Source organism: Paenibacillus sp. FSL R7-0272, assembly GCF_037969905.1.
GTDB classification, from domain to species: Bacteria; Bacillota; Bacilli; order Paenibacillales; family Paenibacillaceae; genus Paenibacillus; species Paenibacillus polysaccharolyticus.
Map to the genome: position 1 here is coordinate 766,257 of NZ_CP150221.1, position 12,160 is coordinate 778,416.

The following is a 12,160-nucleotide window of genomic DNA, read 5'->3' on the forward strand; positions in this document are numbered from 1 at the left end:
AAAAGGGGAGATTGGCATGGTGAAAAAGGCAATATTCCTGATGATGGCTGCGTTACTTGTGTTTACAGCAGCGTGTAGCTCAGGTGGAGGCAGCGAACAGGGGTCCGGGAGCAAGGGTGATTCGGTAAATCTGCGTATCGCATGGTGGGGCTCGGATACACGGCATGAATATACACAGAAGGTCATCGACCTGTATAAAACGAAAAATCCAAACGTCAAAATTGATGTGGAATATGCTTCTTTTGACGACTACTGGAAAAAGCTCGCCCCGCAAGCCGCAGCCAACCAGCTGCCTGACATTATTCAGATGGATATTTCCTATATCAGCCAATATGCACAGAACGGTCAGCTTGAAGATCTCGCACCGTATCTGGGCAATCAGATCAAGGTGGATGATGTGGCTGAGAATGTCATCAGCACAGGTGTAATTAACGGCAAGCAATATGGTGTACCTGCCGGGGTTAACGTACTAGGGTTCCAATATGATCCTGCGTTGCTCAAGAAAGCTGGCGTAGATGCCATGCCTGAAAATCTGACATGGGAATCTTACGAAGCGCTTGGTAAACAAGCAGCAGAGAAGGGACTGTATCTGGATGGCGGCGTAGCTCCGGATATCTTCTTCCACTATTTCCTGCGTACCAAAGGCAAATCGCTCTACAACCCGGAAGGAACCGGGCTTGGATATGATGACGATGCTCTGTTCGTAGAGTTCTTCGGATTAATGCAACGCATGATCGAGCAGAAGGCAGCGCCATCACCGGATGTGGCTAACCAGACGAAAGGCATCATTGAAGAGTCGGATCTGGTGAAAGAAAAAGGCATCGGTGTATGGCAATGGTCGAACCAGTTTGTCGCTCTGCAACAGGTAGCTAACCGTCCGCTTGCCTTTGCACCAATGCCGGGACCGGATATGGAAAAAGGACTTTATATGCAACCAAGTATGTACTGGGGTGTAACGTCCAACTCCAAGGTGAAGGAAGAAGCAGCGAAGTTCATTGACTTCTGGGTGAATGACGAAGAAGCGAACAAACTGATCAAAGGGGAGCGCGGTGTACCGATCTCCGGGAAAATCAAAGAGGCTATTGCTCCTGAACTGAGCGATGCAACGAAACAGGTATTTGAATTCGTGGCATCGATGGAGCCGAAAGCTTCTCCAATGAGCCCACCACCACCGGTTGGATCACCTGAGGTAATCTCCTCCTTGGCGGATGTAGTGGAAGAGCTGAACTTTGGCAAAATTACAGCCGAACAGGCAGCACAGACCTTCCGCAAAAATGCAGAATCCGTGCTTGCCAACAATAAATAACAATTGAATGATGGCTTGCTCGTCCCGCTTGCAGGGATGGACGGGAACCGGGCTGCTCGCTGAAGGCGAGGGCCTTTCCCCGTCCTGTCTGCAACATGAAGATGGCCAGCAAGCTGATCCATGAAGGAGGTACGTTCCACTTGAGGCAGTATTCTTCATTGCGCAGAAACTTGACGGGATATGCTTTTATCAGCCCATTTATTATTGGTTTCCTTGGATTTACGCTTATCCCGATGTTCGTTTCTCTCTACATGTCGTTTACGAGTTATAACCTGTTCACCTCTCCCAAATGGATCGGGATGGACAACTATACCAAGATGTTTTTTGATGATCCGAAATACTGGAATTCGGTTAAGGTTACGTTTTTATATGTATTCATCGGGGTGCCGTTAAGGCTGATCTTTGCCCTCTTTGTCGCAATGATTCTGAACACGGGCTCTCGTATGGTGGGAACGTATCGTACATTGTACTATCTACCTTCCATCATCGGCGGTAGCGTGGCCGTATCCATTATGTGGCGTAACCTGTTCAGTAACGAAGGTGTCATTAACAGTGCGATGACCGCCATCGGCATTGGGCCGATCAGTTGGTTCGGTGACCCGGATGCGGCGCTTGTGATGCTGATCTCCCTGTCCGTATGGCAGTTCGGTTCATCGATGCTGATCTTCCTGGCAGGACTCAAAAACATCTCTCCCGAGATGTATGAGGCTGCAGGGGTAGATGGCGCGAATCCGGTTCGGAAGTTTTTCAGCATAACGCTACCCTTGCTCAGTCCAATCGTGCTGTTCAATCTGATCATGCAGACGATCGGTGCATTTATGACCTTTGTGCCTGCGTACATCATCTCCAAAGGGGAGGGTGGCCCGATGGATGGTACGATGCTGTACTCGTTATATCTGTTCCGTCAGGCGTTTATGTTTAACAACATGGGTTATGCTTCTGCCATGGCTTGGGTGATGTTGATCATGATTGGTGTGCTTACAGCGGCTGTGTTCCTGACATCCAAGTTCTGGGTATTTTATGAATCTGAAGGAGGGAAGTAATCATGGTGTGGAGAAATGTAAAATGGCCAATCTATCACCTATTCGTTGCCGCACTTGCCCTCCTGATGCTCTACCCGGTGCTGTGGATGTTATTCAGTTCTTTCAAGGAGAGTCGCACGATCTTTGTAACGGCAGAAAGCCTGTTTCCGACCGAATGGATCTGGTCCAACTATGTGGACGGCTGGAAAGGAACGGCTGGAAGGCCGTTTATGGACTACATCACCAATTCACTGATCATAGTGGTAATCTCTACGATTGGGGCAGTGCTTTCCTCGTCCCTGATCGCGTTTGGTTTTGCCAGACTGAATTTTAAAGGACGTACCTTCTGGTTCTCTCTGATGATGCTTACGCTGATGTTGCCGCACGACGTCGTACTGGTTCCGCAGTATATTATCTTTACCAAGCTGGGCTGGCTGAACACGATTCTGCCGATTGTTGTACCTACATTCTTCGGGATGCCGTTTTTCATCTTCCTGATGGTTCAGTTTATTCGCACGATTCCGAAAGAGCTGGATGAGGCCGCAACGATTGATGGCTGTAACAAATTCAGGCTGTATATTCAGATCATCATGCCTTTGATCAAATCTTCGCTGGCAACAGCGGCAATCTTCTCCTTTTACTGGAGATGGGAAGACTTGCTCGGGCCGGTGCTGTATCTGAATTCGCCTGACAAGTACACCGTATCCATGGCGCTCAAAATGTTCCTCGATAGTGAATCTGCCTCCAACTGGGGGGCGATGTTCGCGATGTCGATTGTCAGTCTGGTGCCAGTTGTGGCTGTATTCTTCATCTTCCAGAAGCAGATTGTGCAAGGCATGAGTACGAGTGGTTTGAAGGGGTAACGAGGCGAGCGCATCAAACCAATAATACATGGAGGAGAAAATTAGTGGATGCTGCAGACTTGGAAAACGCAGAACATGCAGAAAAAGTAGAACAAGTAGAACAAAAGAGATCCTCGTGGAAGTTTAGTTTTGGCCCGATCACAGCTCAATCTGATCGTGGATCAGAAATCGTATCGGAATCCACGTTAAGCATGAGGAAGTCCGATAAGGAAGTTTGCAGAGAAGGCATCCATACGAATGTAAGAAAAGCAGATGGCTATGTGGCCGTTTCGTCTACAACGATATACGATGAGAGCCAAGGATTCGGATTTGAATCCGGTTCACTGGTGTATGAAAAGCAACGGGTTGAAGAGCAGGAAGCTAGGTTACCTTCTTCAAAAGGGGATTATCCACCGCAAGGGCAGGCAACAATGTCTGCCCGCTTGCATTCCAGCTTTTGCATCCCGCTTAAGGCATCGTTTGTCGTAGATGTGCCCGACGGGACGTATCAGGTGTTACTGATTGCCGGAGATCCGCTTGCGGATACAATCACGCGTGTCAAAGCAGGAGAAGGTCGGCTGATGTTACCCACGATTCGCACGGTGGCGGGGCAATGCGCAGAAATGCGGTTTGCCGTTGTTGTTCGCGGGGGAAAGCTTCGCCTGACCTTCTCGGGACCTGCACCTCGGATCAATGCAATGGAAATAACGCTGGCCAATCAAACGATGACCGTGTTTCTCGCGGGGGATTCAACGGTAACAGATCAGCCGGAGAGCGGATACCCGTATTGCGGCTGGGGACAACTACTGCCTGCACAGTTCAAACATGACGTTGCCGTGGATAACCATGCACAGTCAGGGCGGAGTTCCCGTAGTTTTATTCATGAAGGCCGCTTGGATGCAATTAGGGAGCAAATAAAGCCCGATGACTTTCTATTTATTCAATTTGGACATAACGACGAGAAGCCTGACCCGGAACGGGGGACAGATCCTTTTACCACTTATAAGCAGTATTTGAAAAAATATATTGATGCCGCACGCGAGGCTGAGGCGCGTCCGGTGCTGATCACACCAGTGCATCGCCGATACTTTGCGAAAGACGGCACATTGACCGATACACACGGCGATTATATCACTGCCGTACGTGAACTTGCGGCAGATGAAGAAGTGCCGCTAATCGATCTGGCCGAACGCAGCCGCCTGATGTTTGAGCAGGCGGGTGAAGAAGGAACCAAAGATGATTTTATGTGGGTGTTGCCTGGCGAATATATCAACTTCCCAACCGGGATGGAAGATAATACACATTTTCAGGAGCGAGGCGCACGCCGCTTGGCAGAGCAGGTAGCTGAAGCTATCCGCGAGATGCATTTGCAACCATTGCAAATGTATTTGCGTTGAAACGCGAGCTATACAATTGCTTATATATTATAAGCGAGTCGAGCGAAGCAACGAGCACAAAAAAATGGCCCAGTCGAAGCGAAGGCCATGCCCTTTAAAAGCAGTAGAGGGTGAGCGAGGCAGCGAGGAGGGCGGAATCGGGAAAAGGGAGCAAAGCGCCCGCGTTTGGCACGGGATTTCTCCCTTGGAGGGGGAATAGAAGAAATCCCGGACCAACAGCGGCCCAAAGCCCGATCCGCCCACCGAGCGCCCGCCCGTGAGCCACCGAGGGGTTTAAATGAAACGCGAGTTCAGCGAAGCAACGAGCGCAAAAAGTGGCCCAGCAAAGCGAAGGCCATGCCTTTTAAAAGCAGTGGAGGGTGAGCGAGGCAGCGAGGAGGGCGGAATCGGGAAAAGGGAGCAAAGCGCCCGCGTTTGGCACGGGATTTCTCCCTTGGAGGGGGAATAGAAGAAATCCCGGACCAACAGCGGCCCAAAGCCCGATCCGCCCACCGAGCGCCCGCCCGCGAGCCACGTAATAGGTTTTAACTAGCACCATCTTCGCAATGAGCGAAAGGAGGAGAATCATGCCAGATCAATCAAGCCTTCCGAAATCCTCATCCCACGGTCATACGTACTGGGTTATCCCGGATGGGTACATCCCGCCGGATAGCTCAGGCTCGCTGGAGAGTCACGAGAGCATCTGTGTGTTAAACACAGGAGGTGAGGATGCAACGCTGGAGATTACAATTTACTTTGAAGACCGCGATCCACTGGAACATATGCAAGCGGAAGTCCCGGCTAGAAGAACAAAACATATCCGTACCGCATCGCTACGTGCCGGGGAAGAAAGCATCCCTTCCGGTGTACCATATGCCATCACGGTTTCAAGTAATGTACCCGTTATCATTCAGTACAGCCGCCTGGATACAACCCAGCCGGAACTGGCCTTAATGAGTGTCATGGCGTACCCTTTGGCATAAACGAAGTGAGCCAACAAAAAATAAAAGAATATTGTACGGTGCCTTAATCATCTTGCCACGCTAACAAGCACTGACCAAGCACAGAAAGACCTGTAATCTGCATCTGGTTTGATGCCGGATTACAGGTCTTTGCTCTTCGGTTTACTCCCCGTATTTATACGTACTGGCATTCAGAATCTTCACGTCGACCTCAACTTTGCCGAGATGAATACGAGCAAGGGGTTCTGCCCGCTGGGCAACCTCAGCTCTCCACCAATCGGGATGATGCCGGTAGAGATGCTCTACAAGAGCGAATGAATCTACATTCCGCGCTTTGGTTGTGGCAAATGAGCTTCGTATTTGAGCTTCCATCTGCTTGCTTGCCTCTTGCTCCATTACACGGGGAGAACGAAAAGAGCCATGATCCTCAGCAATCGAACCTTTCACTGAAGTGAACAGATCAAAGGTGATACCCCCAGCACTTTTTTTCGCCTTTATACGCGTTTTGGGTTTGTGAAGAGTCAATGTAAGGTCAGGAGTACTGCCATGCTTCCCATAAACATACAGCGGATATTGGTACACATGGTCATAATTCACGTAACGGGCGCCGTCTGCTTCGGCACCAGAGACTTTCCCCTGACTTTTTCCATTGCTCACGACGTAAAATCCATCCATTCGAATCAGCGGCGGGGTCTCTTCGCCGTTATGCCATGTCTGATTTTTAGTGGAAACGGAAGGCAGCAACACCACAGATGCAGGTTCTCTCAGACTATCAAGTAACTGATGCAGGCGAATGGGCTCATACCCGGAATGCTGCCTGTACAGTCTCATCGGTTCGAACAACTCAATCGTTTGAGCCGACTGGTTCAGGATCGCGGAGGGAGAGAGCAAAGTGGACAGATCTTGTTCTGTCGCATAGATCCATGGTGTATATCGCAGTTGTCCGGAATGAAGTAACGTGTTAAAAACATCTTCCAGTCGCCCTTCCAACGCATTTTTGGATAGCACAATTGCTTTCACATGAGTCCACAACGTTTGCTGCTGCGATGTCTCATACAGATTGTTGATTGCCATACTTAACGTTGTACCGGTACCTTTTCCGATCCATATTTGACTACCTTCTCTTGGTGTCGGCCCTTCTTGCTTTGCAATGCTGGAAAAATCGATTAACTGGGCGTACGTCGTATATTGATTATCCGCATAATCGATGCCAATGGCTGTAATAAAGTTAATGCTTTGCACTTCCTTGGAATCCCAGCATCCTGTCAGCAGCATGACACAAACTGCAACGATGCTACTTACGCAAGTCCATCTCATCAAGGCTTGTCCTTATGGCGGGTAGAATCCTGTGTGCGTAACACAGCTGGGCGTTTGGTGCGTGTCATGGAAGGTGGCATTGATACGGCCTGTGTGAAATCTCCCGGAATGTAAGGTGATACAGGGGAGAGGTAGGATACGCCGTAACACTCCAGAGATACGAGATGAACTAACAAGGCAAACAGAGCAACCATAAATCCGAATAACCCCAAGATCGAAGAAGCAATTAACATTCCGATGCGAACCTGGGATGTGGCTCCCCCCAGAACCGTATTCACCAGAATGTAGCTGGAGATGACGGAGATCGCTACCGTGACAATTATAGTGGGAGATGTAATCCCGGCACGAATGGCCGCATCCCCGATAATTAAGCCGCCGACTACGCTAACAGTCTGTCCCAATGCACGCGGTAGCCTTCTTCCAGCCTCATTGAACAGTTCAAACATAAAGATCATTAGGAAAGCTTCAAGCGTAACCGGCATGGGCAATCCCATCCGCGTTCCTGCAATCGTTGCGAGCAGGGGCAGTGGAATCTGCTCCAGATTAAAGCTGGTCAGACCGATGTAGAAGGCCGGAAAAAAACAGGCAATGAGCAGCCCGGCAATTCGTAATATCCGTTCAAAGGTCACGATGAAAAAGGGAGTGCTCTCGTCTTCAGGTGATTTTAACTGATTGAACAGGGTTGTCGGTGCGATGACGGCTACAGGTGACCCATCCGTGAGCACAGCAAAGCGTCCGTTAATTAAAGAGTCTGCGACATAGTCCGGACGTTCAGAATTATCTGTAAGCGGAAAGATGCTTCGCACGCCTCCCATGACCGCGCGTTCCATGATGGACGTGCCCATGATTCCGTCGACGTTAATCTGATTCAGATTGCTACGAGCAGTCTCTATAATTTCGGGGTTAATAATATCTCTAACGTATAAGAGACCGATCGTTGTCTGTGTTCGATCCCCTTTTATGATTTTCTCATAACACATGGATGACGTTTTTAACCTTTTACGAACCAGGGCGATGTTGGTGGATAGTTCTTCGGTGAAACCATCGCGCGGTCCTTTTACGGACGTCTCGATGGCAGACTCTTCTGGTGTGCGTCCCGGAATATTGGCAATATCCAGACTGCAAGCCTGTACACCATTTTCAAAAATAAGTAGAAGCTGCCCGCTAAACAGGAGCATGTTTATGTTTTGGAGATCGGAAATGTCATCTATGGGTTTCAGGGTTAGCCCAAGCTCCTTGGGTACAGCCTCTTCCATAATCAATGTATGTTTTTCTAACCGTGGAATGATGAACTGATTGATTTGTTTACTATCCACCAGCCCGTCGCAATAGAGCAGAATGACAGAACGAACGGTCTCATCTTGGGCAGAAAACGTCTGGATGACTACATCCGCACAGGATTCAAAGTTTTTTCTCAGGGAGGCAAGCAGGTTCTCGTAGGATGTTGTGTCAATCGGGTGTTTCTCCTTCTCCATGGCGTTGTTTCCTCCTCTGCTGGCGTGAATGGATGAAGGCAACGATTGTTGCCAGAACCGCAAATCCGCTCAGATACACGAGATTATATGGAAAGATGTAATCAACCAGAATCTTCGTGAAAGTAATATCGTCCAGAGGGTACAGCATGGATAGAATAAAAAATGTAGCCAAAGACGCACAAGTAACCATCCTTCTGGAAGTGGTCTTAATATTCCATATTTCTATCACAATATACATGGCCAGACTAATCCGGGTGAATGAACCTGCGAGCCACTGATAGATGGAAAAGAAATCGGTCTGCGCAATATATTTGCCCAGGGAGGCAATGCGCCATTCTTCAAAAGCAGGGTATCTCATTTTGGCTGCTTCATAAGGGTCAAATTCTACGATTGCTCCAATGAGCGGACCTGTCGTTAAACCAACCATGATCAATGCAAGCATTAGATACTGCCATAGCTTGATACGTTTGGCGAGATGAGGCTGAATGTACCAGAGGAAAAGCAGTTCAAACATGCCTGCGAGACTGTAAACCATGCCATGAAATACAGGTGACCATCCATGCTCCAGCACAGGCAGAAGACGGTTGTAATCTTTATACTGGGAATTGACAATGGCGACGTAGAAGCCGAGCAGCACGACGAGCGGCAGAATCAGTCCTGCTGTGAAGGCGAGCGAACGCATACCCTTATAGGCAGCATATCCGCACAAAGCCATAAGTGCGATTGTTGTTGCGATCACAGGTGTTTCGGTCAGATAGTTCGTTTTGGCCCAGGTCGTGGTATCACGTAACGTAAAGTAGATGACGCATAGAAAAAAGAGACTGTTTCCCACCCGCAACAGAAAACCTACGGGTTTACCAAGATGGGAAGACAGCCAATCATGTAAAGTCTGATGTTGTAGAAAGCGTGACACGTAGGCCAGCATCAGTGTAAAGATCACGAGTGGACCTGCAGATAATAAAACAGAAATCCATGAGTCCCTTTTTGCCGCACTGAGAAGGGCGGGAATAATTAATACATGGCTGATGAGGCCTACAGATAACATGATTAACATCATGGCTTGCAAGAACGAAGGTTGTGTACGCTTCATGCTGAGAACTCCTTTTCAGAGTAGAGTATCCTCAGCAGTGTTAACGTGTTTGGGAAGCTTCATACAGGATCATCGCCTCAGGTACGTTAATCATCGTACCTTTTGCGGTATATCTGGCTTGACGGATATCATGCTTTAGCATGACTGACCAACGCGCGTTTGCGACCACTCATGTTGGTGCCAAGTACACCGATAATGATCAGGATTGCACCTACATAGTGATAACTCCGGACAGGTTCATGTAGAATCAGAGCACCTCCAGCGATGGAGATGAGTGTAGACAGATTACTGAACACACTGACACGTGAAGCCTCCAGATGAGTCAGGGCGTAACTGGACAACAGGGTGGATACCATGGTAGATAAGATAGCCAGATAAGCGAGTGCGCCCAAGTAGGATAGATCTCCAAGCGGCTGAACATAATCAGCCATTGAGCCTGTGAATGCATGACGTATTAGTGCAATCGCATTAAACACAACACACCCTACCATTAAGGTCACCCAGGTCAGTTCCAGCGGTTTATATTGCCGAGTAAGTGGTCTGGCCAGTACCCCGTATCCTGCAAAACTGATGGCCGAAAGGACCAGTAGCACAATGCCTTGCATATTACTCATCGACATACCGCTACCTTTCATGGCAAAGATAAAGATGACGCCAGCGACAGAAAGGAGCAGAGACATTTTTTGCACAATAGACGTACGTTCCTTCAGAAAGACCGAGGCCAGAACAAGGGTGAACACAGGCACCATCGCCTGAATAATTCCCGCTTCCGAAGAATTGGAGGTTACCAGTCCGAAGGCTTGAAAGGCAAAGAAGAGTACGGGCGAGAGCAGTCCAAGCGGAATGATTCGCCACAGGTCAGCCCAATGGAGATTGATTTTAATCCAGCCGAACAGCACAGGAATGCTGACCACAATAAGTGACAGAGCAAAACGGTGTGCAAGCACATCTAAGGGATGAGCAATGGTGACGGTCATTTTCACAAATAAAAAAGATAGTCCGATAATGGCAGCATATACAACAGATGCAATATAAGCATAGGTTCGGTTACGTGTAGTATTCATTCCTTTTACCTCCAGTAATGCGATATGAACTAGATTTACTGTTACCTATCAAGCGATGGAACATATTAGCCTTATTTAATATACTTCTACATCCGCTGTGCTACAATACAGAAAACAAGCGATTGTACCGGTACAGTTTTGTAGATAAGGGGTGGAAAGGTGAAAAAGTATGAGGTAATCGCTCATGCATTGCAACAGTGGATACAGGAGCAAATGGTTCAGCAGGGAAGCCACCAGTGGGATGACAAAGGAATAAGGTTGCCAGCGGTTCGCCGTGTTGCGGAGCAATATCAATGCAGTGTGAGTACAGCGATTCGTGCGTATGAATGGTTGGAACAGCGACATTTGGTGTACGCCGTGCCCCAATCCGGTTATTATGCTGTTCAAAATGGTCTAGGTGTACAGGATATGGACTGGCAGGAGCCGCTGGATTTTGCGTCTGCGGCTCCTGATCCAAGGGTGTTTCCTTATGCGGATTTTCGGCATTGCGTGGAGCTCGCGATGAAACAGAAGCAAGATGAGCTTTTTTTATACGGCACCCCGCAAGGATTGCCCTCGCTGATTGAGCTATTACTGAAACAGTTTGCTGATTACCAGGTATTTGCGCGAGCGGAACAGTTTTTCATCACATCGGGTGTGCAGCAGGCGCTTGCGGCGCTGGCTTTAATGCCCTTTCCCGGTGGAAGAACCAAAGTCATGGTGGAACTGCCTACATATCACAATATGCCTACCTTGTTGAAGAGCTTGAACGTACCGATTGCTGGTGTACGAAGAACGTTTGAGGAAGGACTGGACTGGGATTCACTTGAACGCCAGTTTGCGGAGGGGAATATCAAGTTTTTCTATGTGATCCCACGGTTCCACAATCCGATCGGGACTTCCATGAAGGCGGCGGAAAAGAAGAGACTTCTTCGGTTAGCACAGCGATATGATGTTTATCTGGTCGAAGACGACTATCTGGCCGATTTGGAGGACAACGCGAGACAAGACCCTTTATGGGCTTATGATACACATGACCGCGTTATTTATCTGAAAAGTTATTCCAAGATTCTGTTCCCTGGACTTCGTATGGGTGTAGCCGTAACGCCTGTGGCCTTGATCGCCTCTTTCGGTTCAATGAAAAGAATGCTGGATATCGACACCTCACTGTTATCTCAAGCTGCGCTTGAGGTGTACATTCATAGCGGAATGTTTGCCCACCATCGCAAAATCATTCGTAGCCGCTATGCCGCGCGGATGGAAGTTGTGCAAGAACAGCTGGAGGCTTATTCCGATTTCGAACCATTTCGTATTGCGCCACGAACCGGTGGGGAACATACCGCCCTCCCTTTGCCAGGGAATATACCTGTCCGTACCTTGCTGTCCCGTTTACAGAACCGCGGAATTATTGCGGATACAACAGAGCGATATTATCCCGAAGGGACGTACCGCGCATTTACAGATCAGATGTTGCGACTGAACATCTCTAATGTTCCGAAACAGCGTATTGCAGAGGGGATGCAGATCATCCGGGAGGAGATTATGAAGCTGCAGATCAGATCGACAACGTGAAGATAGACCAGCCTTTAATGGGCTGATCTATCTTGAATTTTTAAATTATATATTGCGAAAGGTGAGTATTAATGTGGGGGCTATCATCGCACCTGAGATGAAGTCATCTCCAAAACATTATTGGGATGATGAAGTAAAGGCGAGGTATTTGCGGA

The 12,160-nt window shown here is 48.5% G+C and carries 10 protein-coding genes; 6 read left to right on the top strand and 4 right to left on the bottom strand.

The window, feature by feature from the left end; all coding sequences use genetic code 11:
• The first annotated feature begins 16 nt into the window (after positions 1–16).
• From MKY23_RS03495 to MKY23_RS03515, 5 genes are all read left to right on the top strand, one after another.
• Entirely contained in the window at positions 17–1,306 is a 1,290-nt protein-coding gene (locus MKY23_RS03495; RefSeq protein ID WP_090924549.1) for a sugar ABC transporter substrate-binding protein, read from the top strand.
• Between the two features lie 101 nt (positions 1,307–1,407).
• Positions 1,408–2,349, top strand: a complete 942-nt coding sequence (locus MKY23_RS03500) for a sugar ABC transporter permease (protein ID WP_154960382.1) — start codon at positions 1,408–1,410, stop codon at positions 2,347–2,349.
• A 2-nt stretch (positions 2,350–2,351) separates the two neighbouring features.
• Positions 2,352–3,191 carry a carbohydrate ABC transporter permease gene (locus MKY23_RS03505; RefSeq protein WP_090924547.1) on the top strand — a complete coding sequence of 280 codons (840 nt, stop codon included), beginning with the start codon at positions 2,352–2,354 and terminating at the stop codon, positions 3,189–3,191.
• Positions 3,192–3,382: 191 nt separating this feature from the next.
• The gene (locus tag MKY23_RS03510; RefSeq protein WP_339839184.1) at positions 3,383–4,567 is read left to right on the top strand and encodes a rhamnogalacturonan acetylesterase; all 1,185 of its coding nucleotides are present in this window, start codon (positions 3,383–3,385) and stop codon (positions 4,565–4,567) included.
• Between the two features lie 566 nt (positions 4,568–5,133).
• A complete protein-coding gene (locus MKY23_RS03515; protein WP_090924545.1) occupies positions 5,134–5,529 on the top strand; it encodes a sensory rhodopsin transducer in 396 nt (131 codons plus the stop codon).
• A gap of 141 nt (positions 5,530–5,670) precedes the next feature.
• Here MKY23_RS03515 and MKY23_RS03520 read toward each other — a convergent pair whose 3' ends face one another.
• The 4 genes from MKY23_RS03520 to MKY23_RS03535 form a co-directional block, all read right to left on the bottom strand.
• On the bottom strand, positions 5,671–6,825 hold the full coding sequence (locus MKY23_RS03520) for a Ger(x)C family spore germination protein (RefSeq protein ID WP_339835268.1): 1,155 nt from the start codon (positions 6,823–6,825) through the stop codon (positions 5,671–5,673).
• Positions 6,825–8,300 carry a spore germination protein gene (locus MKY23_RS03525; RefSeq protein ID WP_339835272.1) on the bottom strand — a complete coding sequence of 492 codons (1,476 nt, stop codon included), beginning with the start codon at positions 8,298–8,300 and terminating at the stop codon, positions 6,825–6,827. Before MKY23_RS03525 ends, MKY23_RS03520 begins: the two co-directional genes overlap by 1 nt.
• On the bottom strand, positions 8,275–9,390 hold the full coding sequence (locus MKY23_RS03530) for an endospore germination permease (protein WP_339835275.1): 1,116 nt from the start codon (positions 9,388–9,390) through the stop codon (positions 8,275–8,277). Before MKY23_RS03530 ends, MKY23_RS03525 begins: the two co-directional genes overlap by 26 nt.
• A gap of 128 nt (positions 9,391–9,518) precedes the next feature.
• Positions 9,519–10,454, bottom strand: coding sequence for a DMT family transporter (locus tag MKY23_RS03535; RefSeq protein ID WP_339835278.1), 936 nt, complete (start codon positions 10,452–10,454; stop codon positions 9,519–9,521).
• 159 nt (positions 10,455–10,613) lie between these two features.
• On the opposite strand from MKY23_RS03535, the gene MKY23_RS03540 reads away from it, so the two are divergent.
• On the top strand, positions 10,614–12,005 hold the full coding sequence (locus MKY23_RS03540) for a PLP-dependent aminotransferase family protein (protein ID WP_339835281.1): 1,392 nt from the start codon (positions 10,614–10,616) through the stop codon (positions 12,003–12,005).
• Positions 12,006–12,160 lie beyond the last annotated feature (155 nt).